We start from the raw sequence: 23,502 nt of genomic DNA on the forward strand, positions 1-23,502 counted from the left end.
GTTTCCCCGAGCGCCTCTGGGGTGAGGGTGCTTCAGTACAGGCATGGACCAGATCTCCGACGACGAGCTCGTCGACGCCTACGAGTATCTGCTCGCGCGGTTCCTGGTGCTGCGTCAAGAGCACCAGGACGTCGAGGTGGAGGGCCTGGGATACAACACCATCAAGGAGAACCCGGTCGGGTCGGCGGAGTTCGTGAACCCCAACCTGGACGTGGCCTACCTGGAGGCGTGGATCGCCGTGGACGGCGACCACGCCGTCCTGCTGGACGTCCCGGACGCACGAGGCCGGTACTACACGGTGCAGGTGCTCGACGGGTGGGGCGAGGTGGTGGCGAACATCAACGACCGCACCGTCCCGGAGCACCCCTTCGGCACGGTGGCGTTCGTCCTCGCAGGCACCGAGCCCGAGATCCCGGACGGTGCGCTGCGTGTGGAGCTGCCCGCCGCCAAGGCCAAGATCTTGGCCCGGGTAGAGCTCCAGGACACCCCAGAGCGGGCGGTCGCCCTCCAACGCGCCTTCCGGATCGAGGCCCCGGACGGGATCAGGGTCGAGCCCGCGCACCCGGTGCCCGACTTCACCAACGCCCAGCTCCTGGGCGCGGAGATCTTCACCGAGGCCGCCGGCGTGCTCGCGACCCATGCCGACTCGATGCCGTCCGCCCCGCGGCACCAGGCCGCCGTCGCGCGCCTCGCGGACCTCGTCGCGTCCGAACCAGGTGGTCGGGCACGCGTCGACGAGGCGATCCGGACCAAGGCCATCCCCCACTTCTTCGCCGGCGCCCAGCAGTTCGGCACACACCGCGACGGGTGGTCCGTCTCCTACGCGGTCGGGCGTTTCGGCGACGATGTGTTCGCCCGTGCGGTCATCGACTACGGAGGCCTGTGGGCGAACGTGCCTGAAGAGGCCATCTACTTCATCGGACAGACCGACTCTGGCGGCAACATGCTGGACGGATCGTCTACCTACGAGATCCGGTTCCCCGTGCACGCGCTCCCCGGGGACGTCGTCGACGGCTTCTGGTCCCTGACTCTCTACTCCGTGCCGGAGTACCGCGTCGTTCCCAACGCCCTCGACCGCTATGAGCTTGCCTCCAGGATGCCGCTCGAACCGAACGACGACGGCTCGCTCTCCCTGTGGCTCGCCCCCGAGCTTCCGAGCGGCGCACCCCAGGCGAACTGGCTGCCCACTCCACGGGGAGCCGGTTTCTCGCTCAACCTGCGCATGTACGTCGCCGACCAGACGGTCACCTCCGGACGCTGGTTCCCGGCCCCGATCGACAAGCGCGCGGACGGCTGAGAGCGGCGAGCCGTCACGCCGTCATCGACGGCCGTGTCGCTCCGCGCGGCGGCCTGCGCGATCGGGGGTCGCTCGTCTGTCCTGCGTCGGGTGTGGCACGCTCGGCGCGTGAGCGAGACGACCACCCGGGACGACGTCCGCGTCGTCGTGGAGGACCCGACGACCCCCGACGTGCTGGCGCTGCTCCAGGAGCACCTCGACGACATGCACGCGACGTCGCCGCCCGAGAGCGTGCACGCGCTCGACGTCGAGCGCCTGCGCGCACCGGACATCACGTTCGTCACGGCGCGGTCCGCGGACGGCCACCTCCTCGGGTGCGGCGCGCTGAAGCAGCACGACGCGACGCTGGGCGAGCTCAAGTCGATGCGGACGACGGCGGCCGCCCGGGGCCGGGGCGTCGCCGCCACGGTCCTCGCGCACCTGCTCGACGTCGCGCGCGACCGCGGCCTGGACCGCGTGAGCCTGGAGACGGGCACCGAGGACTACTTCGCGGCGGCGCGGCGGCTCTACGCGCGTCACGGGTTCGTGCCGTGCGCGCCGTTCGCCGACTACACGGACGACCCGAGCAGCACGTACCTGACGCTCTCGCTCGCCTGACGGCGCCGCCCTGCACTGAGGTAGAAGCTCCGGTCGTGAGGTAGAGCCCGCCGCGTTCTACATCGCGACCGGGGGCTCTACCTCGCGACTGTGCGGTGGCGGGGGAGCGCCACGCGTCATGCGTCGATGCGCAGGCGGGCCCCTAGCGCGACGGCGGCGACGACGGCCGCGCCGGCCACGAGGACGAGGTCCTTGAGCACGTACTGGCCCATGAGGGTCATGCCGTGGCCGAACAGCTCGCCGGCGAACAGCACGATCGGCGAGAGGATCCCGGCCATCGCGACGGCGAGCGCGAGCAGCCCGGCTCGCAGGAGGCGGCCGGTGAGGAGGGTCAGCCCGATGAACGTCTCCAGGACGGCGGTGAAGATCACCGCCGCGGTCCCGCCGACGAGGCCGAGCGTGAGCGTCTCGACGGTGCGCGCCGCGATCGCGGCCGCCGGGCTCGCGCCGGGGACGAGCTTGAGGACGCCGAACCCGAGGAACACGAGACCGAGGGCGACGCGCAGGGCGGGCACGGACCAGCGGGTGAGGACGCGCGCGGTCGCGGCGACGGCGGCGTCCACCCGGCCCGCGAGGCGTGCGGGCACGAGGGCGGCGCGACGACGGCGGGCGGGCGTGGCGTCCGCCGCCGACGGCGCGGACGGGCGGGTGGCGCGGGGACGACCGGCGGTCGTCGGGGCGGTGGTGGACATGCGGGAACCTCTTCCAGGGACGGTCGCGGTCGGGGTTGACCGCCCCAGGAAGGAGGGCACCGCGGGGCGTCCTGGGGACGGCGTCGGGCCGAATTCACCCGCCGACGGGCGCCGACCCGGGTCACCCGGACCGGCCGGACCGAACCCCCGAGGGTCAGCGCGAGCGCGGGCGCTCCGACGGGTCCCAGCCCGGCCGCGGGGCGCGTGCGGCGACCGACGCGTCGCGCGAGCGGTACACGACGTACGGGCGGAACACGTAGGGCACCGGGGCGGAGAACGCGTGCACGAGCCGCGTGAACGGCCACAGGATGAACAGCAGGTTCGCCGCGACGATGTGGAGCTGGAACGCCGCGGGCACGCCCGCCATGAGCTCCGGCTGCGGCTGGAGGTACCAGAGCGAGCGGAACCACGGCGAGATGGTCTGGCGGTAGTCGTACCCGAGGCCGTCGGCGAGGAGCTGCGTCTGCACCGTGGCCCACGACCCCAGCAGGATCGACGCCGCGAGGAACACGTACATCGTCTTGTCCATGCGCGTCGTCGCGCGGAAGACGGGGCCGGACGTGCGGCGACGATAGATGAGGATGAGCAGGCCCGCGACGAGCACGACGGCCGCGACCGACCCCATGTACGTCGCGACGAAGTGGTAGGCGACCTCCTGGATCCCTACCGCCTCCGTCCACGACTCGGGGATCACGAGCCCCAGCAGGTGCCCGAGGATGACGAACAGCAGGCCGAAGTGGAAGAGTGGCGAGCCGAGGCGCAGCAGCCGCTTCTCGTAGAGCTCGCTCGACCGCGTCGTCCAGCCGAACTTGTCGTACCGGTACCGCCAGACCGAGCCCACGACGAACACCGCGAACGTCACGTACGGGAACACGACCCACAGCAGGACCTCTCCGGTGCTCACCCCGTTCATCGCACCGCACCTCCCGTCCGGTCGGGCGCGCCCGTGCCGTACGGCTCGAGCGCGAAGGGCTCCATGCCCACGAGCTCGGCGGGCGGCCCCGCCGTCACGAGCTCGACGTACCGCTGCTGCGTGCGCTCGTCGAGCGGGGGCAGCGTGAGGCACACGGCCTCGACGAGCCCCGTCCACGGGCTGCGCGCGCTCTCGAGCGCCGTGCGCAGCACCTCGATGCCGTCGCGGTGGGACGCGAGCAGACCGGCCGCGATCGTCGCGTCGTCCCCCGTGGTCCGGGCCGAGAACTCGAGCACCGTCGGGAGGTAGTCGGGGAGCTCGGAGCCCGTGACCTCCCATCCGGCCGCGCGGTACGCCTCGACGAACGCGACGAGCGCCGTCCCGCGTCGGCGCGTGTCGCCTGCCGCGTAGTACGACAGGTACATCGAGCACTTCCGCTTGAGGTCGAACGTCGCGACGTACCGCGCCTGGAGCTCGCGCAGGCCCGGCCCGCCCGCCGCCGTCAGGACGTCGCAGAAGTCCTCCAGGCGCTCGCGGACCGGTCCGGGCAGGCCCGGGGCGGACGCGCGGACGGCGTCGACCGCGGCGAGCACGTCCTCGTCCGGGTAGGCCAGCAGCAGCGACGCGGCCATGTGGGCGGTGCGGCGCTGGGCGGCCGACGTCGCGACCGGGGCCAGGTGGTCGGGCTGCGGCCCCCGAGGCCGTGCCCCGGGCCGCAGCGCCGGGGTCGGGAGCAGGGAGCGCGCCCTCATCGGGTGCCTCCGTCGGGCTCGACGCCGGGACCGCTCCCGGGCGCGGGACCGCCCGTCGGCCCGCCGGGCGCCGGCCCACCGGGCGCCGGGGGACCGGGGATCGTGTCGTGCCGCGCGTCCTGGCGCCCGCCTGGCAACGAGCCCGGGCCGCCCGGCGTGACGCCGCCGGGCGCGCCCGACACGTCGCCCGGCTCCGGCCCCTCGCCCGGCGGGAAGAGGCCGGGCGGTCGCCCGTTGCCGTCCCAGTTGAGGAGGTTGACGCGACCGGGGGTCGACGGCCCGTAGGGCGAGTCCGCCGTCTGCCGTGCCTGGAGCACGTGGAAGTTCTCGACCGCGACCGGCACCGGGCTGCCCGACGTCTCGCCGAACGGGCCGCCGCCCGTGAGGCCCATGCCGCCCATGCCGGGGCCGCCGTCGTAGTCGAGGGAACAGGACAGCTCGTCGAGCTCGCGCGCGATCTCGGTGTGCGCGGTCGGGATGACGTACCGGTCCTCGTACTTCGCGACGGCGAGCAGGCGGTACATCTCCTGGACCTGGGCACCGGTCATGCCGACCGCGGCCGCGGTCTGCTCGTCGGCCTCGCGGCCGAGGTTGATGTCGCGCATGTACGACCGCATGGCCGCCAGGCGGCGCAGCACGCGCTCCACCGGGGCGGTCTCGCCCGCCGTGAACAGCCCCGCGAGGTACTCGAGCGGGATGCGCATCTTCGAGATCGCGGCGAACAGCGTGCGCCCGTCCTCGCCGTCGTTCCCGGAGGCGGCGACGACGTCGACGACGGGGGACAGCGGCGGGATGTACCAGACCATCGGCAGCGTGCGGTACTCGGGGTGCAGGGGCAGCGCGACCTCGTAGCGTGAGATGAGGTCCCAGATCGGCGAGCGCTGGGCGGCCGTGATCCAGTCGTCGGGGATGCCCTCCGCACGTGCGGCGGCCACGACCTCCGGGTCGTTCGGGTCGAGGAAGACGGCGCGCTGCGAGGCGAGGAGCTCGTGCTCGTCCTCCACGCTCGCGGCCTCGGTGACCTTGTCGGCGTCGTAGAGGACGAGGCCGAGGTAGCGCAGGCGCCCGACGCACGTCTCCGAGCACACGGTCGGCAGTCCGACCTCGATGCGCGGGTAGCAGAGCGTGCACTTCTCGGCCTTGCCGGTCTTGTGGTTGAAGTAGACCTTCTTGTACGGGCACCCGGTGACGCACATGCGCCAGCCCCGGCACTGGTCCTGGTCGACCAGCACGATGCCGTCCTCGGCCCGCTTGTACATGGCGCCCGACGGGCACGACGCGACGCACGCCGGGTTGAGGCAGTGCTCGCAGATGCGCGGCAGGTAGAACATGAACGTCTTGTCGAGCTCGGTGGCCACGTGCTCCGACATGTGCTGGAGCACGGGGTCGTCCTGCATGGTCGCGGTCGAGCCGCCGAGGTCGTCGTCCCAGTTCGCGGACCACGAGATGTTGATGTCACCGCCCGTGAGCAGCGACTTCGGCCGGGCGACGGGCGTGTGCTGCCCCTGCGGCGACGAGAGCAGCATGTCGTACTCGTAGGTCCACGGCTCGTAGTAGTCGTGGATCGAGGGGAGCTTCGGGTTGGAGAAGATCGTCGCGAGCTTCTTCAGGCGGCCGCCGGCGCGGAGCTTGAGCCGGCCCTTCTTCGTCCGCACCCAGCCGCCTTGCCAGCGCTCCTGGTCCTGGTAGGTGCGCGGGTACCCGAGCCCGGGACGCGTCTCGACGTTGTTGAACCACACGTACTCCACGCCCGTGCGGTTCGTCCACGCCTGCTTGCACGTCACCGAGCACGTGTGGCACCCGATGCACTTGTCGAGGTTCATGACCATCGACATCTGCGCCATCACCCGCACGACGTCACCCCCTCCCGGCCGGCCGGCCCGAGGCCGCCTGCTGCGTCCGTCCGCGTCACGAGTACCGCACCTCCTGGCTCCGGCGCCGGACGACCGTCATCTCGTCGCGCTGGTTCCCGGTCGGCCCGAGGTAGTTGAACGCGTACGACAGCTGGGCGTACCCGCCCGCGAGGTGCGTCGGCTTGAGCAGGATGCGCGTGAGCGAGTTGTGGATCCCGCCGCGCAGGCCCGACGTCTCGGCGAGCGGGACGTCGATCGTGCGGTCGGTCGCGTGGAACATGTAGACCGTGCCCTCGGGCATCCGGTGGCTGACGATCGCGCGCGCCACCACGACGCCGTTGCGGTTGTACGCCTCGACCCACTCGTTGTCCGCGACGCCGATCTTGGCGGCGTCGGCCGGGCTCATCCAGATGCCGGGCCCGCCGCGCGAGAGCGACAGCATGAAGAGGTTGTCCTGGTACTCCGAGTGGATCGCCCACTTGTTGTGCGGGGTCAGGTACCGCACCGCGACCTCCGCGTGCCCGGCGGACCCCGGGTAGCCCGACGGCGAGGTGTCGCCCACGACGGGCGAGTCGCCGAACAGCCGGTGCATGTCGAGGGGCGGCCGGAACACCGGCAGGTGCTCCCCGAGCTCGATCATCCAGTCGTGGTCGAGGTAGAAGTGCTGCCGGCCCGTGAGGGTGTGCCACGGCTTGAGCCGCTCCACGTTGACGACGAACGCCGAGTACCGGCGCCCGCCGTGCTCCGAGCCCGACCACTCGGGCGAGGTGATGACCGGCGTCGGGCGGGACTGCACGTCCGGGAACGTCACGCGCTTGCCCTGCTCGTCGCGGGCGAGGTCCGCCAGGGGCGTGCCCGTGCGGCGCTCGACGTGCTCGAAGCCCTGCACGGCGAGCCGACCGTTCGTCGTGCCCGAGAGGGCGAGGATCATCTCGCACGCGTGCGTGTCGCGGTCGAGGCGCGGACGTCCGGCGGCGGGGCCGTCGGGCACGAGGCCGTTGCGCCGGCCGAGGTCTGCGACCTCCGGCCCGGGCGAGAACTGCACGCCCTTGGTCGCCATGCCCGCCTTCTCGGTGAGGGGGCCGAGCGCGGCCATGCGCGCGGCGAACGCCGGGTAGTCGCGCTCGACGACCACGAGCTTCGGCATCGTCACGCCCGGGACGAGCTCGCGCTCCGTCACGGGCTGCCCCGAGTCGGTGAGCGCGCCGTGCGGGACGGCCATCTCGTCCGGGGTGTCGTGCGCGAGCGGGGCGGCGACGAGGTCCTCCCGCACCCCGAGGTGCGTCACCGCGAGCTCGGAGACCTTCGCCGCGACGGTGTGGAAGATGTCGAAGTCCGTGCGCGTCTGCCACGGCGGGTCGATCGCCGGGTTGAACGAGTGCACGAACGGGTGCATGTCCGTCGAGGACAGGTCGTGCTTCTCGTACCAGGTCGCGGCGGGGAGCACCACGTCCGAGAACAGCGTGGTCGACGTCATCCGGAAGTCGAGCGTGACGAGCAGGTCGAGCTTGCCGCGCGGCGCCTCCTCGCGCCACGTCATCGACCGCGGGCGCCGCTCGGGGCCGGACTCCGCGGCGTTGACCGCGGCGTCCGTCCCCAGGAGGTGCTGGAGGAAGTACTCGTTGCCCTTGCCCGACGACCCGAGGATGTTCGCGCGCCACACCGTGACGACGCGCGGGAAGTTCGCCGGGTCGTCGGGGTCCTCGCACGCGAACCGGAGGTTCCCGGCCTTGAGCTCGTCGACGACGTGCTGCGCGGGCTCCTTGCCCGCCGCGCGGGCCTCGTCCACGAGGTCGAGCGGGTTGCGGTCGAACGTCGGGTAGCTCGGCATCCAGCCGCGCTGCGCGGACTCGACGAGCGTGTCCGCCGTCGTGCGCCCGGAGAACTGGCCCTGCGCGAGCGGCGACGCGAGCGCGTCCGCGGGCAGGCCGTCGTAGCGCCACTGGTCTGTCGCGAGGTACCAGAACGCGGTGCCGATCATCTGGCGCGGCGGTCGTGACCAGTCGAGGCCGCCCGCGTACTGGGCCCACCCCGTGACGGGACGGCACTTCTCCTGCCCCACGTAGTGCGCCCACCCGCCGCCGTTGACGCCCTGGCAGCCCGTGAGGGTGGTCAGCGCGAGCATCGCGCGGTAGATCGTGTCGGAGTGGAACCAGTGGTTCGTGCCCGCGCCCATGATGATCATCGAGCGCCCGCCCGAGTCGAGCGCGTTCTGCGCGAACTCGCGCCCGATGCGCGCGGCGGCTGCGGCCGGGACGCCCGTGAACCGCTCCTGCCACGCCGGTGTCGCGGGCGTCGCGTCGTCGTCGTACCCCGCGGGCCACTCGCCCGGCAGGCCGAGCTCCGGCCGGTTCACGCCGTACTGCGCGAGCAGCAGGTCGAGCACCGTCGTGACGAGCCGCCCGCCGACGCGTCGCGCCGGCACGCCGCGCACGACGACGCCCGCACCGCCCAGGTGCGCGCCCGCGTCGTCGCCCGGTGCCGGGTCGAGGTCGAACCGCGGCAGCCCGACGGCGACCGTCTCGTACGAGTGGTCGGCCGAGGGAGAGCCCGGGTCTGCCGGGGGAGAGCCCTGGTCGGCCGGGGGAGAGCCCAGGTCGGCCGACAGCGGGCGCTCGGGGACGGTGTCGCGGGTGGGAGGCGTCTGGGGGGAGCCCCAGAAGACGCCGTGCGGGTCGGCGACCGAGAGCAGCGGGTCGATGTCGCCGAGGTCGAGGTTCCACCGCCCGGCGTCGGCCTCGCCGTAGCGGTGGCCGAGGCTCCCGTGCGGGACGCGCGGGGTGCCGTCCGCGTCGAGCACGACGGTCTTGAAGCGCGCGTTCGCCGAGGCGGCGTCGTCGTCGCCGGGGCGCCCGACGCCGTCGGGCAGGTCCGCCGCGGTGAGGAACTTCCCGGGCACGTAGGTCGTGCCCGACCCCGAGCCGCCGTCGTGCTCCTCGAGCACGACGAGGTGGGGGAGGTCCGTGAAGCGGGCCGCGTACTCCGCGAACTGCGGGGTGCGGCGCTGCGCGTAGTGCTCCGTGAGGATCACGTGGCCCATGGCCTGGGCGAGCGCGCCGTCCGTGCCCGGGTGCGGGGCGAGCCACTCGTCGGCGAACTTCGTGTTGTCCGCGTAGTCGGGCGACACGACGATCACCTTCTGGCCGCGGTAGCGCGCCTCGGTCATGAAGTGGGCGTCGGGCGTGCGGGTCACGGGGACGTTCGAGCCCCACATGATGCAGTACGTCGAGTTCCACCAGTCCGCGGACTCCGGGACGTCGGTCTGGTCGCCGAAGACCTGCGGGGACGCGACGGGCAGGTCGGCGTACCAGTCGTAGAACGACAGCATGGTGCCGCCGAGCATCTGGACGAACCGCGCGCCCACCCCGTGGGAGACCATCGACATGGCGGGGATCGGGGAGAACCCCGCGATGCGGTCGGGCCCGTACGCCGCGATCGTGTGCACGTGCGCCGCGGCGACGATCTCCGCCGCCTCGTCCCACGTGGCGCGCACGAGGCCGCCCTTGCCGCGCGCCGCCTTGTAGGCGCGGGCGGTGGCGGGGTCCGTCGTGACCTTGCGCCACGCGAGCACCGGGTCGCCCGTGGCGGCGCGGGCCGCGCGGTAGGCGTCGAGCAGCGCGCCGCGCACGTAGGGGTAGCGCACGCGCGTGGGGGAGTAGGTGTACCAGGAGAACGCGGCGCCGCGGGGGCAGCCGCGCGGCTCGTACTCGGGCGAGTCCGGCCCCACGGAGGGGTAGTCGGTCTGCTGGGTCTCCCACGTGATGATGCCGTCCTTGACGTACACCTTCCACGAGCACGACCCGGTGCAGTTCACGCCGTGGGTCGAGCGCACGACCTTGTCGTGGGACCAGCGGTCGCGGTAGAACACGTCGCCCTGGCGGCCGCCCGTGAGGAACACCTGCCGCAGGTCGTCGGACACCGTCCCGCGCTTGAGGTGCTTGCCGAGCCGCAGCAGCGCGTCCTCGACCGGTCCCTCCGACGTCGTCGTCATGCCGCGCTCCCGCTGCCCGCCGCGGCGGAGACCACCGGGCGCCACCAGAGACGGTGCGCCGGCGGCGGTGACGGCACGGACAGGTACGACATGAGGCCTCCTGGGCGAGCAGGTGCGGCGGTCGGTCCACTGCCACTATGCCCAGGCCGTCCGGATCGCGCGCGGTGAGCGCGCCCTGCGGTCCCCTCCCCGCCGGGCAGGGCCCGGCTCGTTACCGTGGCGCCATGACCGCACCCACCGGACGGCCCGCGGACGCGACCGTCGCCGTCGTCACCGTGTCCGACCGCTGCTCGCGCGGCGAGGCGGAGGACCGCTCGGGACCGCTCCTCGCGGGGCTGCTCGCGGCGGCGGGCTGGGCGGTCGTCACCGACCTCGTGCCCGACGGCGTCGCCCCCGTCCGCGACGCGGTCGCCCGGGCCGTGGCGGGGGGTGCGCGCGTCGTGCTCACGACCGGGGGGACGGGCGTCGGGCCGCGCGACCTCACGCCCGAGGGCACCCGCGAGGTGCTGGCGCAGGAGGTCCCGGGCATCGCGGAGGAGCTGCGTCGCCGCGGCGCGGAGCACGTCCCCGCGGCGGTGCTGTCGCGCGGCGTCGCGGGGGTCGCGCCCGGCCCGCACGGGCGCGCGCTCGTGGTCAACCTCCCCGGCTCCACCGGCGGGGTGCGCGACGGCTGGGCCGTCCTGGAGCCGCTGCTGCTGCACGTCCTCGCACAGCTCGACGGCGGCGACCACTGACGACCAGGCGTTCCTGGCGAGCCGACCAGGCGGTCGTGGCGGGTCCTGGGACCGTGACGAGCCAGGACCGCCTGCTCGGCACAGGGCGGGGCAGCCGGGCGGGGCAGCCGGGCGGGGTCAGCCGCCGGCGAACGGGGGGAGGACGTCGACCGTTTCGTCCTCGGCTATCCGGGTGTCGTCGCTCGCCGCGCGGACGCCTCCCACGAGGAGCGAGCAGCGCGGCAGCACGTCGGCGAGCGCCGCGTGCCGGGCGACGACGGCGGCGTGCAGCTCGCCGACCGTCGCCGCGTCGACGGTCTCGGTCTCGGTGCCGGCGGCGTCGCGCGCGCCGGCGAAGTAGCGGACGGTCGCCATCTCTCAGTCCTGCGTCTCGGCCGGGGCCGCGGTGCCGGGCAGCTCGGGCTCGGGCGTCCACGCGAGCGCGAGCTCGGTCGCCCGGTCGAGCACGTCCTGCACGCTGCGGCCCGACCCGTCGTGCACGGCGAGCCCGGCGACGTAGCCCGCGACGAACGTCGTGAGAGGCGCGGCGGGGCGCTCGATGCCGTGCGCGGCGTCGCGCGCGAGGTCGAGGACCGCGCCGATGTCGACGACCTCCGGGTCGAGGTCGAGGTCCTGCGCGAGCGCGTCGACCCAGCGTTCGAGGTTCGTCATCGTGGCCTCCTGCCGTCGTCGGGGGTGCCGGCGGGCGGGGCGCCGGGCACCGCGGGCGCGCCTGCGGCCAGGCGGCGCTCCTGCTCGCGGGCATCCTCCCACGTGTCCACGTCGTCGGTGGCGCCCGTGTCGTCGGGGACGCCGATCGCGGGGAGACCGGCGAGGAGCTGCCGCACCGACGCGCCCTGCACGGTCGGCAGCGCGGCGAGGGCGGCGTCGAGCGCCGCGCGCTCGTACAGACCGACGAGCCACTGCGCGCGTCCGTCGCGCACCGCGTGGACGGCGACCTCGCCGCTCCGGCGGCGGGCGGCGGCGAGCAGCGCGGGTACCGCCTCGGCGGCGCGGGGGACGTCGCACGCGAGCACGAGCACCCAGGGTGCGCGGCCGTCGTCGGGCAGGGCGGCGAGCCCGGCCGCGATCCCGGCGACGGGCCCCCCGAACGGCGGGTCCTCGCGCGTGCGGACGTAGCGCCCCGGGGCGGCGAGCTCGTCCGGCCCGACGACGACCGTCCGCGCCGCCCCCACGGTCGCCGCGAGCGCGTGCTCCAGCAGGGGCCGACCCCCGACGACGAGGCCGGGCTTGGGCGTCCCGAGCCGCTCCGCCCGCCCTCCGGCCAGCACGACGGCGTCGAACGCGAGGGACGGTTCGGCACCCCGCGCGGGGATCGGCAGCTCGAGGTGCCGACCCGGCCCGTCGGGTGCCGACCCGTCGTCGGGGCGGGCCGTCACGGCTCGCGGTGCCAGTCGCCGGATTTGCCCCCGGTCTTCGCGACCAGCCGCACGTCCGTGAGCTCGACGGACTTGTCGAGGCCCTTGACCATGTCGACGACCGCGAGGCCCGCGACCGCGACGGCGGTGAGCGCCTCCATCTCGACGCCCGTGCGGTCCGCCGTCCGGACGGTGGCGGTGACGTCGACGCCGTGGTCGCCCACGACGAGGTCGACGACCGCCCCGTGGACGCCGATGACGTGCGCGAGCGGCAGGAGCTCGGCCGTCCGCTTGGCGCCCGCGATGCCGGCGATGCGCGCGACGGCGAGCACGTCGCCCTTGGGGACGGTCCCGTCGCGCAGCGCGGCGACGATCTCCGGGGAGCACCGCACGGTCCCGGTCGCCGTCGCGGAGCGGACGGTGGGCTGCTTGGCGGTGACGTCGACCATGCGCGCGTGCCCGCGCTCGTCGAGGTGCGTGAAGCTCATGCCGCCACTCTCGCACGCGGCGCCGCGCGCGGACGGTCGGGGGATCGGGTGCGCTCGCGGCCCGCAGCCGCGAGGATCGGCCCATGCGCAGCTCACTCCTCGACCACGCCGAGCGCTCCGTCGAGCCCGGCAGCTTCCAGCTCCAGAACGACCGCATGCTCAAGGTCGACCTCCGCGGCACGGGCGGGTTCTTCTTCGCGAAGCAGGGCTCGATGGTCGCCTACCAGGGCGACGTCGACTTCGCGTACGAGGGCAGCGGCGGTCTCGGCAAGATGTTCAAGAAGGCGTTCACGGGCGAGGGCATGTCGCTCATGAAGGTCTCGGGCAGCGGGGACGTCTTCCTCGCGCAGGACGCGGACCAGGTCTTCGTGCTCCACCTGGAGGACGAGGGCGTGACGGTCAACGGCGCGAACGTGCTCGCGTTCGAGAGCTCGCTCGCGTGGGACATCAACCGGGTCGAGGGCGCGTCGATGCTCAGCGGCGGCCTGTTCAACACGACGTTCACCGGGACCGGGTCGCTGGCCGTCACGGCGTTCGGCACGCCCGTCGTGCTCGACGTCGACGTCCCCACCTTCGTCGACATGCAGGCCGCGGTGCTGTGGTCCACGTCGCTGCAGTCCTCGATCCGCAAGACGGCGAAGCTCGGTGCCGCGATCGGGCGCGGGTCCGGCGAGGCGTACCAGCTCGCGCTGTCGGGGCGGGGGATCGTCGTCGTGCAGGCGTCGGAGGGGCACCCGCCGCCCGCGGCGAAGTGATCGAGGCCGGCCCCGGGCTCAGAGCAGCAGCACCTGCACGGGGTCGCCCGGTGCCACGGCCGTGACGTCGGCCCCGACGACGGCGAGCGCGTCGGCGTGCGCGAGCGCGCTCACGCGGTGCGAGCCGGAGCCGCGCGCCGTCGTGCGCTCGTCGGGGTGACGGCCCGCGGGGACGACGTGCGCGCCGTCGGGCTCGGTGTGGCGCACGAGGACGAGCTGCTCGCGCCCGGCGGGCGAGGACCACCCCGCGGCGGCGACGCGCCGGACGAGCGGGCGGCCCGTGCCGGGCACGCCGCGCAGCCGGTCCACGACGGGCCGCACGAACAGCTCGAACGACACGTACGCGCTCACGGGGTTGCCCGGCAGCGCGAGCCACGGCACACCCCGCCAGCGTCCGAGACCCTGCGGGCGGCCGGGCTGCATGCCGACCGCGACGAGCCGGGCGTCGGTGACCGCGTCCTGCCACGCCGTGCCCGCGCGGGTCGCGGGGTCGAGCACCTCGCGCACGACGTCGAACGCGCCCGCGCTCACCCCGCCGGTGCTGACGAGCAGGTCGGGCGGGGCGCCGTCGAACGCGTCGAGCAGCCCGTCCAGCGTCGTGACGAGCGCCGCCGCGGAGTCGCCCACGGCCCCGCGCCGCACCACGTGCGCGCCCGCCGCGCGGGCCGCCGCGGCGAGGAGGACGGAGTTGGAGTCCGGGAGGTGCCCCGGTCCCGGCATGGTCCCGGGCGCCACGAGCTCGCTGCCGGTGGAGAGCACCGCGACGCGCGGCGCGCGGTGCACGCGCACGGTCGCGTGCCCGGCGGACGCCGCGACCGAGACGTGCCGCGCCGTGAGCACGGTGCCCGCCGCGACGACGACGTCCCCCCGGCGCACGTCCTCCCCGCGGGGCCGCACGTGAGTGCGCGAGGCGTCGTGGACCGCGACCGTCGTCGGCCCGCTCCCGGCCGCGCCCGGCGTGAAGCGGCCGGTCGACGTGCGCTCGACGGGCACGACGGAGTCCGCCCCGGGCGGCACGGGCGCGCCCGTCATGATCCGGACCGCCTCGCCCGGTCCCAGGTCGCCGTCGAGCCCGGGCGGGCCCGCGTCCCCGGCCGCGACGTCGCCCACGACACGCAGCACCACGGGCGCCGACGGCGTCGCCCCCGCCACGTCCTGCGCGCGCACCGCGTACCCGTCCATCGCGGACGCGTCGAACGCGGGGGCGTCCAGCGCGGACACGACGTCGGCGGCCAGGACGGCCCCCACGGCGTCCTCCAGCGGGGTGTCCGCGGGCGCCGTCGGGCGGACGAGCGCGAGCGCGTCCGCGGTGTGCTGGACGATCGTCCGACTCGGGTCGCGCGTCATGCCCGCACCGTAGCCGAGCCCGGGTGCCGACCTCGGGAGGGTGGGCTACGTTGGGCACCGGAGTCATGAAGCGGCCCGAAGCCCCCCGAACCTTGGGAGGACGACATGGCCTCGATCCCCGTGACCACCCTCAGCCCCGACCAGACGGCGCCCGTGCGCCCCGCAGCGCTCGCGGAGGTGCTTGCCGTGGGCACGCACCTCCTCGTGGGGCAGTACCGCGTCGAGCTCGGCACCGGGACGTGGTGGTGGTCGGACGAGGTGTACACCATGCACGGCTGGGCGCCGGGGGACGTCCAGCCCAGCCTCGACGCGCTGCGTTCGCGCAAGCACCCGGACGACCGCGCCCGCGTCGTGCGCGCCGCCACGGAGGCGATCCGTTCCGGACGCCCGTTCTCGTGCGCGCACCGCATCGTCGACGGGCACGGCAAGGCCCGGTCCGTCGTCGTGACGGGACAGGGCCGACGGGACGCGCGCGGTCGCGTCGTCGAGATCGCGGGGTACGTCGTCGACGTCACCCCGACGCACAAGGAGGCGCTCGAGCGCGAGTCGCAGCGCGCGGTCACGCGCGCGTTCGTCACGCAGGCGGCCGTCGAGCAGGTCAAGGGCGTGCTCATGGCCGTGCACGGCGTCGACGACGTCGCGGCGGGCCAGCTCCTCGCGGAGGCGGCCGGCGAAGCGGGCGTCCCCGTCCAGGAGACGGCCGCGCAGGTCATGCGTGCGCTGAGCAAGGCCGGCGGGGTCGGTCCGACGGCCGAGGCCACGGTCGCGGGCGCGTTCGCCGCCGTCCGCCCGGTCGCGCGGCCCCGCGCCCACGAGGCGCAGCTCGCACGCCGTCGCGAGCCGGCCCGCTCCTGAGCCGGGCGGTCCCGCGCACGACGAGGCGCACGACGAGAACCACACGAGAAGGAGGAACCACATGACCGACGAGACCACCTTCCCGGCCCAGCAGCAGGAGCCCCCGGGCCTCACCGGACGCATGGACCCGGTACCCGACCACGGGGAGCAGTCGTACCGCGGCACCGGGCGGCTCGAGGGTCGTCGGGCGCTCATCACGGGCGGCGACTCGGGCATCGGCCGCGCCGTCGCCATCGCGTTCGCGCGCGAGGGCGCCGACGTCGCCATCGGCTACCTGCCGGAGGAGCAGGAGGACGCCGAGGAGACGGCGCGCTGGGTCCGCGAGGCGGGCCGCACGTGCGCCCTCCTGCCCGGCGACGTCACCGACGAGGCGACGGCACGGGCCCTGCCCGGACGCGCCGCGTCCGAGCTCGGCGGGCTCGACGTGCTCGTCAACAACGCCGGCTTCCAGATGGCGCGGCGCGAGTCGATCGAGGACGTCACGACCGACGAGATCGACCGGGTGCTCAAGACGAACCTCTACGCGCTGCTGTGGATCACGCAGTCGGCGCTCGAGCACCTGGGCGAGGGGGCGGCGATCGTCAACAACTCGTCGATCCAGGCGTTCCAGCCGTCGACGTCGCTCCTCGACTACGCGTCGACGAAGGCGGCGATCAACAACCTCACGGTGAACCTCGCGGCCGAGCTCGGCCCGCGCGGCATCCGCGTGAACGCCGTCGCGCCGGGTCCGATCTGGACGCCGCTCCAGCCGGCCACCCAGCCCGAGGAGAAGATCGAGCAGTTCGGGAAGGACACCCCGCTGGGGCGCGCGGGCCAGCCCGCGGAGGTCGCCCCGGCGTTCGTCTTCCTCGCCTCCCCGACGGACGCGAGCTACGTGTCCGGCACCGTCCTCGGTGTCACGGGAGGCAAGCCCGTGTTCTGACGGGCACCATCCTCACCGGGGGAGCCGCGGACGGTTCGGCCGAGGGCCGCGTCTCGCTCGGGAAGGGTCGGAGGGTGGGCGTCCGCGCCCGCCCGGGGGCGGGTCCGTCGCGAGAGCGACGGCGCCCGTGAGAGGGTCACCAGCCGCCACGCCTTGTGCGGGCGAGACGGCCGCCGCCCCCGCCCCGCCCCGGTGACGCCCGGGCGGGGCCTCCGGCACCGTACGTGCTCCTGTCCACCGCGACGTAGGCTTGCGGCGGAGACAAGGAGAGCACCATGAGCACCGATCGCGGAACGAGCGGCGAGCCGACCCCGGGAGGGTCCGGAGCACCGCTGACCGAGGTCCCCGTCGTCGACCTGATGGCGGAGGAGGCGACGGTGGCAGGCCTCGTGGCGGACGCCGCCCGCGCGCTGGCCGACGAGCCCACGCTGCAGCAGACCCTCGACCGAGTCGTCGAGCTCGCCGTCGCGATGGTCGACGGGTGCGACGAGGCCGGCATCTCGCTCGTGACCCGCCGCCGCATCGAGAGCGCGGCCGTCTCGGACCCGGTCGTCGCGCGCGGGGACGCGCTCCAGTACGAGTTCGACGAGGGCCCGTGCCTCGACGCCATCCGCGAGCACGCTCTCGTGGAGTCCGGGGACGTCGCGGCGGACCCGCGCTGGCCGCGGTGGGCGCCGCGCGTCTCGAGCGAGCTCGGGGTGGGTTCCATGCTGTGCGTCCAGCTCTACACGTCGGAGAACGCGCACGGCGCGCTCAACATGTACTCGGGGTCGCGGGCCGCGTTCGGCCCGGACGCCCACCACCTCGCCTCGACGTTCGCGGCCGTCGCCGCCGCAGCGATCTCGGCCGCGCGGACCGAGGAGCAGCTCCAGTCCGCCGTCCAGACCCGCACGCTCATCGGGCAGGCGCAGGGCATCATCATGGAGCGGTACTCCCTGACGCCCGGCCGCGCGTTCGCCGTGATGAGCCGCGTGTCCCAGGACGCGAACATCAAGCTCGTCGACGTCGCGCGCGAGATCGTCGAGACGCGCCGCATCCCCGGCGTCGGCGCGCCCGAGGGGGACTGAGCCCCGGCGCTCAGCCGCTGGTGGCCGGCTCGTCGACGCACGGCGCCTCGAGCAGCGCGTCGACCCGGCGCCGGACCGACTCGTCGAGCAGCGGCCCGGCCGTCCCATCGCCGTCGAGCACACCCTCCACGAGGCGACGGGCCAGCTCCCGGACCGGGACGTTCACGTCGTTCGAGCGTCGGCGCAGCATCTCGAACGCGTCGTCCGGGGACATGCGCAGGGCCGCCATGAGCACGCCCTTGGCCTGCTCGATCACCGAGCGCGACGCGTCCGCGGCCCGGATCGACGCGGTCGCCTCGCGCCGCGCGGCCTCGGCGTGCGCCGTCGTCAGGTCGACGAAGTAGCCCACCACGTGCGCCCAGGGCAGCTCCGCGCCCGGGTTCTTCCCCTGCGCGGCGACGGCGAGCGTGCGAGTAGCGCCCGTCGCGTCCACGATGCGGTGCATGGACCCGAACGGCTCCCCGGTCCGGGCGGCCTGCGCGAGCTCGCTCGCGACCCGCTCGCGGTCCTCGGGGTGCTTGTGCGACAGCACGAGGGCGGTCGTCGGTACGACCTCGCCCGGCGCGAAGCCGTGCATCTCGTACACCTCGTCGGACCACCACCACGAGTCGGTCGCGATGTCCACGCGGAAGCGGCCGACCGGCTGGGGGTCACCCGGGCCGAGGGCGGCGAGGAGGTCGGCGAGAGCGGGCGGGACGACGTCGTCGGGCTCGGTGGCGTCGGCGGGCAGGGCAGCGTCCATCGATGGGGGTCCCCGGAGATCGAGCAGGACGGAGCCGATTCCTGACCCCAGCAGACTGAAGATTATCCCAGCGTCGGCGCGAGGGAGGAAACCGTGACCACCCAGGTCAGCGACGGGCGGGACGAGTCGGCCGAGGAACGGTCCGACCGGAACTGGGCGGAGCTGCTCCAGGAGCTGCGCGTCATGCAGATGGGCGTGCAGATCCTCACGGGCTTCCTGCTCACGCTGCCCTTCCAGCAGCGCTTCGGCGACCTCGACACCTTCCAGACCGACGTCTACCTCGCGCTCGTCGCGCTGGCCGTGCTGTCGACCGGCCTGTTCGTGACGCCGGTGAGCCTGCACCGCACACTCTTCCGCCGACACCGCAAGACGACGCTCGTGAACCTGAGCGACCGGATCGCGCGGCTCGGTGTGCTCGTCCTCGCGTTCGTCGTCACCGGGACCGTGCTGCTCGTCGTCGACGTCGTCGTCGACCGGACCGCGGCCCTGTGGTCGAGCGGCTGCACTCTCGTGCTGCTCGTCGGCCTCTGGTTCGTCCTCCCGCGCCTCGTCGCCCGCGGCCCGTCCTCTCCGGCCTCCCCCTGACCTCGCGACAGAGACCTCTCGCCACACGAGGTAGAGCCGTGGTCGATCGCGTAGTCCGTGGTGGAGCCGGGCGCCGCCCCGGGGCCTCGCGCCGGGCCGGAGGGTCGAGTGACACCCACTCCGGCGAGCAGGTGGTCGTGGCCTGTCAGTCGACCGGGACGAGCCCCGATCACCTGCTCGCCACCGAGTTCCGGCGCGACCGCGCGGTGACCCGGTGGTGCAGGTGGGGCGGTGCGGTGCGAGCGCACGTGACCCCGCGGGCAGTCGCCCGGGCAGGGGAGGCCCAGAGGTGAGACGACGCCGGGCGGGGTGGGTGGTGGTGCCGCGTCGTGGCGGGCCTGGCGGGAGCCGCGAGGAACGAGCGGCGGATGGTAGACGCGGCACCACCACCCACCCCGCCCACCCGGGGCGACCACGCGCCGTCGGGCATGACTAGGGCTCTACCTCGCGTGACTACGGCTCTACTTCGTATGACTACGGCTCTACCTCGCGTGACCACGGTCCCTCTCGGGAAGGTCAGGACGATGACGCGGTGGCGCGGGCTCGGACGCCCCGACGGACGGGGCCGAGGGTGAACAGCAGGGTCAGCAGGGCTGTGAGGGCGAGCAGGCCGAAACCGAGGCCGTAGGTGCCCTCCAGCTGGTAGACGGCGCCCATGAGCAGCGGCGGGATGAACCCGCCGAGACCGCCCGCCGCTCCGACGAGGCCGGTGACCGCACCGACCTTCTCGACCGGCGCGACCTTCGAGACGAGGGCGAACGTCGCGCCCGACGACGCGCCGAGCGCGGCGGCGAGGCCGAGGAACGCGATCGTCCCGACCGGCACGAGCGACGGCTGGAACGCGACGACCGCGGCGAGCGCCGTGACGACGGCGAAGCACACGACGGACACGGGCACGCCGCCGAACCGGTCGGACAGCGCACCGCCGACGGGCCGCATGACGACGGCGAGCACGACGAACCCGGCGGTGCGGGCCGCGGCGTCGGACGCGGTGAGGTCGTACGCGTTGACGAGGAACGTCGGCAGGTAGACGGAGAACGCGACGAACCCGCCGAACCCGACGGCGTACAGCCAGGAGAGCTGCAGGGTGGCGGGGAGGCGGAACGTCGCCCAGGTGCGGGACCAGAACCCGCCGGCGGGGGCCGCGGCGCGGCCGGGCGGGACGCGCAGCAGCAGCCACGACACGACGGCGAACACCGCGAGGACGGCGGCGACGAGGAGGAACGGGGCGGCGTCGCCCCAGGCGTCGCGGATGCGGACGGTGGTGAACGCGGAGATCGCGGTGCCGCCCATCCCCATGCCGAAGATCCCGACGGCGGTGCCGCGCCGCGCGGGCGGGTACCAGGCGTTGACGAACGGCACCCCGACGGCGAAGGCGGTGCCGCCGAGGCCGAGGAAGAACCCGCCGACGATGAGCCAGACGAAGCTGTCCGCGACGAGCCCGACGAACAGCACGGGGAGGATCGTCAGCGCGCTGACCAGGGGGAACATGATGCGCGCGCCGTACCGGTCGGTGAGCGCCCCCACGGGGATGCGGCCGAGCGACCCGACGACGACCGGGACCGCGACGAGGACCGACACCTGCACGTCCGTGAGGTCGTACTGCTGCCCGTACGCCGCGCCGAGCGGGCTGATGAGCGCCCAGGCCCAGAAGTTCACCGCGAAGCCGATGGTCGCGAGGACGAGCATGAGCGTCGGGGAGGCGGACGGGGACGTCGTCGTCGCGGCGGGGCCGGCGGCCCTGCCCGCGTCCTGCTGCGCCATGGCGACTCCTGGGGGGAGGTGCCCGTCGTCGGGCACGGGGGAGGTCGTTGCGTCGAGCACCTCCACGCTAACGACGCTCCCCGCGCCGCGCGCGGGGAACCCCCCGTACCGTGGGGGCGTGCTCGACTGGCTCTTCGGGGGCGTGGCCCTGCTCAACGTGTACGCGCTCGCCCTCGTGGTGCTGCGCGCACCGCTGTACCGCACGCGCCTGTACCGGCCCATGCTCCTCAACATCGGGCTCTCGATCGCGCCCGTCATCGTGCTGGGGATCGTGGTCGTCGTCGACGCGGTGCTCATCGCGGGCGGTGCCCCGTCGTGGGCGGTCGTCACGTGCGCCGTCGTCGGGTTCGGCGTCTGGCTGCTGCTCCTGCCGAACGCGGGCTACCTCGTCACGGAGCTGAACTACAGCCACCGCCAGGAGGGCGAGGAGGTCCCGCTCTGGTACGACATCGTGGCCGTGCTGACGCTCGCCCTGTCCGGGGTGATGAACACGCTCGTCAACGTGTTCCTCGCGCAGGCGCTGCTCGCGATCGTGCTCTACCCGGACGACGACGCCCCGTTCCGCCGGCCCGTGTCGTGGGTCGTGGTGCTCGTCGTGCTGGCGCTCGTCTCCGTCGGGATCTACCTCGGCCGGTACGTGCGGTTCAACAGCTGGGACCTCGCCCACCCGGTCCAGTTCGTGCGCAAGCTCGTGCGGCACTTCCGGGCCCGGGGCGCCGTGCTGGACGCGCTGCTCTTCGTGCTCCTGCACACGCTGTTCTTCGCGGTCATGTACGCGATCGTCATGGGCCCGGTCACGACGCTCCTCGTGCGCGGGGCCTGACGGCCCGTGAGGTTCCGGCGACGGCTCGTGACGGCCCCGTAGGATGCGCGCCGTGACGTCGACCGCGCCGAAGGCCGCCCGGGGCGTGCCGCTGCTCCGCGCCGTCGTGGGCACGTGGCCGCGCCGCGTGGCGCTCGCCGTCGTCCTGGGGGCCGTCGTCGGCACGACGGCGGCCGGCGGGCTCGCCCGCCACGACGCCGCCGACGCGGGGCCGGCCCGGGCTGCCGCGGGGGAGCCCGTCGCCACGGGACCGTTCGACCTCACCGTGCGCTCGTGGTCCGTGGCGGACACCGTCCAGGTCTCCGCGCTGGAGGACTCCGGGGCGGACGCGTGGCTCGTCGTGGTCGTCGGCGCGCTCGACACGGACCGCGAGTCGCGGCGGCTCGACCGCACCGCGGTGACGCTCCCCGACGAGCTGCCCGGCGGCCTGGCGCTCGCGGGCGACGCGGAGCCCGACCGCCCGGACCCGACGCTGCTCGTGCGTGACGCGTCCGCGTACCCGGTGCTGTCGCCGGGCCTCGCCGACGACGTCGCGCTCCTGTGGCCCGTGACGGTGCCGGGCGAGGGCGGTGCGGTGGTCGCGACGCCCGACGAGCCGCTGACCGTGACCGTCCCGACGTTCCGGTACCGCGACATGACGGTCGGCGGCGGCCGTCGGTGGGCCGAGACGGGCGCTGTCACGCTCGTGGACGTGCCGGCCGGGGACGTCCCGCCGGAGATCGTGGACCCGCCCGAGACGGAGGACGGCTGGTGACCGAGGAGGCGACCGCCGTGGCAGCGGACGGGCCCGAGCCGCCGGACCGGCGCCCGCGGCGGACCGGCCGGGCCGTGACCGTGGCCCTGCTCGTCCTCGCGGTGGGGGCGGGGGCCGCGGTGTCGCGCGTCGACACGTGGTGGCCCACGCTCACGCCGACGACGTCGCGGGGCGCCGTGGGCGAGGTCGTGACCGCCGGTCCGGTGCGCGTGCGGGTCGACGACGTCCGCACCGGCACGACGCTCGACGACGGCGCGGGCCCGCTGACGACCGACGGCGTCTGGGTCGTCGTGGACCTCGCGGTGTCCGGGACGACGGGCGAGGCGAGCATCGACGTGGTCGAGCTGCGCGACGCCGTCGGGCGGGACCACGAGGCGTCGCACCGCGTGAGCAACCAGGTGCTGAGCACGTTCGCCGACCCGGACGTCCCCGAGGCGGGGACCGTCGCCGTCGAGGTGCCCGCGCGGGCGCTGGAGGGCGACCTCGTGCTGCGCGTGCTCACGGAGCACCAGGACGCGGACCTCGACCGTCCGCAGGCGATCGCCGAGGTCGACCTCGGCCGCGTCGCGCCGCCCGCCGCGGGGGACTCCGTGGAGACGGTGCGGCCCGCCCTCGTCCCGGGCGGGTGGGACGCGTGAGCGCCGGCTGGTGGCGGACCAACCGGTGGTGGCTGCCGGTGCTCGTCGTGGCGCTCGGAGCCCTGGGCTGGCTGACCTGGCGGTCGGACGAGGTGCAGGCCTGGTGGTCGGGCGAGCCGCGCGTCGCGCACGCCGCGGACGCCGAGGGGTGGGCCCAGGTCGGGGACGTGCGGGCCCGGCTCGCGGGCCTCGAGGCGGTCGACGGGCTCGACGACGGGTACGGCGGCCGGATCGAGGCGCCCGACGGCTACACGCTCTGGGCGGCCGACGTGTCGCTCCGCTCCGACGCGCCGGCCGCCCCCGAGGGCGCGGAGGAGACCTTCTCGTCGTGCGCGGTGCTGCTCCGGGACACGGCCGGCCGGGAGTTCGCGGCGGGCGCGTCGGCGCTCGCGGGCATGCCGTACCCCGAGGCGCCGGTCTGCACGGGTGCCGTCTCCAGCCGCAGCACGCAGTACTTCCTCACCCCGGACGACGCCGAGCCCGCCGAGGTGCGGCTCGTCGAGCCGAGCCTCCTGCCGGCGTACTGGTCCCTCCCGGTCGCTGACGTCGGCTGACCGCCGCCCGGCGGGGTGCCG

At 74.5% G+C, this 23,502-nt stretch carries 24 protein-coding genes; 12 read left to right on the forward strand and 12 right to left on the reverse strand.

Going from position 1 to position 23,502, the window contains the following annotated elements:
• Positions 1–43 precede the first annotated feature (43 nt).
• Together AC3WT4_RS01610 and AC3WT4_RS01615 are read left to right on the forward strand one after the other, a co-directional pair.
• Positions 44–1,297: a DUF1214 domain-containing protein gene (locus AC3WT4_RS01610; RefSeq protein WP_257417239.1), complete on the forward strand. Its 1,254-nt coding sequence runs from the start codon at positions 44–46 to the stop codon at positions 1,295–1,297.
• 108 nt (positions 1,298–1,405) lie between these two features.
• Positions 1,406–1,894: a GNAT family N-acetyltransferase gene (locus AC3WT4_RS01615; RefSeq protein ID WP_074803400.1), complete on the forward strand. Its 489-nt coding sequence runs from the start codon at positions 1,406–1,408 to the stop codon at positions 1,892–1,894.
• Positions 1,895–2,010: 116 nt separating this feature from the next.
• Here the strand turns inward: AC3WT4_RS01615 and AC3WT4_RS01620 are convergent, their stop codons facing one another.
• The 5 genes from AC3WT4_RS01620 to AC3WT4_RS01640 all read right to left on the reverse strand — a co-directional run bounded on the left by AC3WT4_RS01620 (position 2,011) and on the right by AC3WT4_RS01640 (position 10,095).
• Positions 2,011–2,586 carry a DoxX family protein gene (locus tag AC3WT4_RS01620; RefSeq protein WP_492314527.1) on the reverse strand — a complete coding sequence of 192 codons (576 nt, stop codon included), beginning with the start codon at positions 2,584–2,586 and terminating at the stop codon, positions 2,011–2,013.
• A 154-nt stretch (positions 2,587–2,740) separates the two neighbouring features.
• A complete protein-coding gene (gene narI / locus AC3WT4_RS01625) occupies positions 2,741–3,499 on the reverse strand; it encodes a respiratory nitrate reductase subunit gamma (RefSeq protein WP_143031006.1) in 759 nt (252 codons plus the stop codon).
• Complete coding sequence (gene narJ / locus AC3WT4_RS01630) at positions 3,496–4,251, reverse strand: nitrate reductase molybdenum cofactor assembly chaperone (protein ID WP_492314528.1); 756 nt, start codon at positions 4,249–4,251, stop codon at positions 3,496–3,498. Before narJ ends, narI begins: the two co-directional genes overlap by 4 nt.
• Positions 4,248–6,104 (reverse strand): nitrate reductase subunit beta, encoded by a 1,857-nt coding sequence (narH, locus tag AC3WT4_RS01635; protein WP_492314529.1) that lies wholly within the window; start codon positions 6,102–6,104, stop codon positions 4,248–4,250. Before narH ends, narJ begins: the two co-directional genes overlap by 4 nt.
• A gap of 55 nt (positions 6,105–6,159) precedes the next feature.
• Entirely contained in the window at positions 6,160–10,095 is a 3,936-nt protein-coding gene (locus tag AC3WT4_RS01640) for a nitrate reductase subunit alpha (protein ID WP_492314530.1), read from the reverse strand.
• 224 nt (positions 10,096–10,319) lie between these two features.
• Between AC3WT4_RS01640 and AC3WT4_RS01645 the strand changes: the two genes are divergently transcribed.
• Positions 10,320–10,829, forward strand: a complete 510-nt coding sequence (locus AC3WT4_RS01645) for a MogA/MoaB family molybdenum cofactor biosynthesis protein (RefSeq protein ID WP_257417252.1) — start codon at positions 10,320–10,322, stop codon at positions 10,827–10,829.
• A gap of 117 nt (positions 10,830–10,946) precedes the next feature.
• Here the strand turns inward: AC3WT4_RS01645 and AC3WT4_RS01650 are convergent, their stop codons facing one another.
• From AC3WT4_RS01650 to moaC, 4 genes are read right to left on the reverse strand one after another with little or no spacing between them, the layout of a single operon-like run.
• Positions 10,947–11,183 carry a MoaD/ThiS family protein gene (locus AC3WT4_RS01650; protein WP_257417254.1) on the reverse strand — a complete coding sequence of 79 codons (237 nt, stop codon included), beginning with the start codon at positions 11,181–11,183 and terminating at the stop codon, positions 10,947–10,949.
• Positions 11,184–11,186: 3 nt separating this feature from the next.
• Positions 11,187–11,480: a DUF6457 domain-containing protein gene (locus AC3WT4_RS01655; protein WP_074803392.1), complete on the reverse strand. Its 294-nt coding sequence runs from the start codon at positions 11,478–11,480 to the stop codon at positions 11,187–11,189.
• Positions 11,477–12,208: a molybdenum cofactor guanylyltransferase gene (gene mobA, locus AC3WT4_RS01660; RefSeq protein ID WP_257417258.1), complete on the reverse strand. Its 732-nt coding sequence runs from the start codon at positions 12,206–12,208 to the stop codon at positions 11,477–11,479. The genes AC3WT4_RS01655 and mobA overlap by 4 nt, the downstream gene beginning before the upstream one ends.
• Positions 12,205–12,675 (reverse strand): cyclic pyranopterin monophosphate synthase MoaC, encoded by a 471-nt coding sequence (moaC, locus tag AC3WT4_RS01665; RefSeq protein WP_074803389.1) that lies wholly within the window; start codon positions 12,673–12,675, stop codon positions 12,205–12,207. Before moaC ends, mobA begins: the two co-directional genes overlap by 4 nt.
• 83 nt (positions 12,676–12,758) lie before the next feature.
• Between moaC and AC3WT4_RS01670 the strand changes: the two genes are divergently transcribed.
• Positions 12,759–13,430 (forward strand): AIM24 family protein, encoded by a 672-nt coding sequence (locus AC3WT4_RS01670; RefSeq protein WP_061267804.1) that lies wholly within the window; start codon positions 12,759–12,761, stop codon positions 13,428–13,430.
• A gap of 18 nt (positions 13,431–13,448) precedes the next feature.
• Here AC3WT4_RS01670 and AC3WT4_RS01675 read toward each other — a convergent pair whose 3' ends face one another.
• Complete coding sequence (locus tag AC3WT4_RS01675; protein WP_492314531.1) at positions 13,449–14,777, reverse strand: molybdopterin molybdotransferase MoeA; 1,329 nt, start codon at positions 14,775–14,777, stop codon at positions 13,449–13,451.
• A gap of 105 nt (positions 14,778–14,882) precedes the next feature.
• Here AC3WT4_RS01675 and AC3WT4_RS01680 point away from each other — a divergent pair, with 105 nt between their 5' ends.
• The 3 genes from AC3WT4_RS01680 to AC3WT4_RS01690 all read left to right on the forward strand — a co-directional run bounded on the left by AC3WT4_RS01680 (position 14,883) and on the right by AC3WT4_RS01690 (position 17,621).
• Complete coding sequence (locus AC3WT4_RS01680) at positions 14,883–15,632, forward strand: PAS and ANTAR domain-containing protein (protein ID WP_074803380.1); 750 nt, start codon at positions 14,883–14,885, stop codon at positions 15,630–15,632.
• Positions 15,633–15,693: 61 nt separating this feature from the next.
• Positions 15,694–16,554 carry an SDR family oxidoreductase gene (locus AC3WT4_RS01685; RefSeq protein ID WP_074803377.1) on the forward strand — a complete coding sequence of 287 codons (861 nt, stop codon included), beginning with the start codon at positions 15,694–15,696 and terminating at the stop codon, positions 16,552–16,554.
• A gap of 275 nt (positions 16,555–16,829) precedes the next feature.
• A complete protein-coding gene (locus AC3WT4_RS01690) occupies positions 16,830–17,621 on the forward strand; it encodes a GAF and ANTAR domain-containing protein (RefSeq protein ID WP_492314532.1) in 792 nt (263 codons plus the stop codon).
• Between the two features lie 10 nt (positions 17,622–17,631).
• On the opposite strand, the gene AC3WT4_RS01695 is transcribed toward AC3WT4_RS01690, so the two are convergent.
• Positions 17,632–18,363: a PAS and ANTAR domain-containing protein gene (locus AC3WT4_RS01695; protein ID WP_492314533.1), complete on the reverse strand. Its 732-nt coding sequence runs from the start codon at positions 18,361–18,363 to the stop codon at positions 17,632–17,634.
• A gap of 93 nt (positions 18,364–18,456) precedes the next feature.
• Here AC3WT4_RS01695 and AC3WT4_RS01700 point away from each other — a divergent pair, with 93 nt between their 5' ends.
• Positions 18,457–18,948: a DUF6328 family protein gene (locus AC3WT4_RS01700; RefSeq protein WP_400110664.1), complete on the forward strand. Its 492-nt coding sequence runs from the start codon at positions 18,457–18,459 to the stop codon at positions 18,946–18,948.
• Positions 18,949–19,464: 516 nt separating this feature from the next.
• Here the strand turns inward: AC3WT4_RS01700 and AC3WT4_RS01705 are convergent.
• Entirely contained in the window at positions 19,465–20,712 is a 1,248-nt protein-coding gene (locus tag AC3WT4_RS01705) for an MFS transporter (RefSeq protein WP_400110662.1), read from the reverse strand.
• Positions 20,713–20,830: 118 nt separating this feature from the next.
• Here AC3WT4_RS01705 and AC3WT4_RS01710 point away from each other — a divergent pair, with 118 nt between their 5' ends.
• The 4 genes from AC3WT4_RS01710 to AC3WT4_RS01725 are packed head-to-tail and all read left to right on the forward strand — an operon-like array spanning position 20,831 to position 23,481.
• Positions 20,831–21,535, forward strand: coding sequence for a DUF1361 domain-containing protein (locus tag AC3WT4_RS01710; protein ID WP_074804231.1), 705 nt, complete (start codon positions 20,831–20,833; stop codon positions 21,533–21,535).
• 52 nt (positions 21,536–21,587) lie between these two features.
• The gene (locus AC3WT4_RS01715) at positions 21,588–22,289 is read left to right on the forward strand and encodes a hypothetical protein (protein ID WP_143031005.1); all 702 of its coding nucleotides are present in this window, start codon (positions 21,588–21,590) and stop codon (positions 22,287–22,289) included.
• The gene (locus AC3WT4_RS01720; protein ID WP_492314534.1) at positions 22,286–22,927 is read left to right on the forward strand and encodes a hypothetical protein; all 642 of its coding nucleotides are present in this window, start codon (positions 22,286–22,288) and stop codon (positions 22,925–22,927) included. The genes AC3WT4_RS01715 and AC3WT4_RS01720 overlap by 4 nt, the downstream gene beginning before the upstream one ends.
• Positions 22,924–23,481 (forward strand): hypothetical protein, encoded by a 558-nt coding sequence (locus tag AC3WT4_RS01725; protein WP_492314535.1) that lies wholly within the window; start codon positions 22,924–22,926, stop codon positions 23,479–23,481. Before AC3WT4_RS01720 ends, AC3WT4_RS01725 begins: the two co-directional genes overlap by 4 nt.
• Positions 23,482–23,502: the final 21 nt, after the last annotated feature.

It is taken from the genome of Cellulosimicrobium sp. EB106-03-01-XG111 (assembly GCF_058792115.1).

Excerpts from the sequence above, each read along its gene's own strand:
- AC3WT4_RS01610 (WP_257417239.1), top strand. The coding sequence starts at position 44 with ATGGACCAGATCTCCGACGACGAGCTCGTCGACGCCTACGAGTATCTG.
- AC3WT4_RS01620 (WP_492314527.1), bottom strand. The coding sequence starts at position 2,586 with ATGTCCACCACCGCCCCGACGACCGCCGGTCGTCCCCGCGCCACCCGC.
- narI (WP_143031006.1), bottom strand. The coding sequence starts at position 3,499 with ATGAACGGGGTGAGCACCGGAGAGGTCCTGCTGTGGGTCGTGTTCCCG.
- narJ (WP_492314528.1), bottom strand. The coding sequence starts at position 4,251 with ATGAGGGCGCGCTCCCTGCTCCCGACCCCGGCGCTGCGGCCCGGGGCA.
- AC3WT4_RS01640 (WP_492314530.1), bottom strand. The coding sequence starts at position 10,095 with ATGACGACGACGTCGGAGGGACCGGTCGAGGACGCGCTGCTGCGGCTC.
- AC3WT4_RS01645 (WP_257417252.1), top strand. The coding sequence starts at position 10,320 with ATGACCGCACCCACCGGACGGCCCGCGGACGCGACCGTCGCCGTCGTC.
- AC3WT4_RS01650 (WP_257417254.1), bottom strand. The coding sequence starts at position 11,183 with ATGGCGACCGTCCGCTACTTCGCCGGCGCGCGCGACGCCGCCGGCACC.
- AC3WT4_RS01655 (WP_074803392.1), bottom strand. The coding sequence starts at position 11,480 with ATGACGAACCTCGAACGCTGGGTCGACGCGCTCGCGCAGGACCTCGAC.
- moaC (WP_074803389.1), bottom strand. The coding sequence starts at position 12,675 with ATGAGCTTCACGCACCTCGACGAGCGCGGGCACGCGCGCATGGTCGAC.
- AC3WT4_RS01670 (WP_061267804.1), top strand. The coding sequence starts at position 12,759 with ATGCGCAGCTCACTCCTCGACCACGCCGAGCGCTCCGTCGAGCCCGGC.
- AC3WT4_RS01675 (WP_492314531.1), bottom strand. The coding sequence starts at position 14,777 with ATGACGCGCGACCCGAGTCGGACGATCGTCCAGCACACCGCGGACGCG.
- AC3WT4_RS01680 (WP_074803380.1), top strand. The coding sequence starts at position 14,883 with ATGGCCTCGATCCCCGTGACCACCCTCAGCCCCGACCAGACGGCGCCC.
- AC3WT4_RS01685 (WP_074803377.1), top strand. The coding sequence starts at position 15,694 with ATGACCGACGAGACCACCTTCCCGGCCCAGCAGCAGGAGCCCCCGGGC.
- AC3WT4_RS01690 (WP_492314532.1), top strand. The coding sequence starts at position 16,830 with ATGAGCACCGATCGCGGAACGAGCGGCGAGCCGACCCCGGGAGGGTCC.
- AC3WT4_RS01695 (WP_492314533.1), bottom strand. The coding sequence starts at position 18,363 with ATGGACGCTGCCCTGCCCGCCGACGCCACCGAGCCCGACGACGTCGTC.
- AC3WT4_RS01705 (WP_400110662.1), bottom strand. The coding sequence starts at position 20,712 with ATGGCGCAGCAGGACGCGGGCAGGGCCGCCGGCCCCGCCGCGACGACG.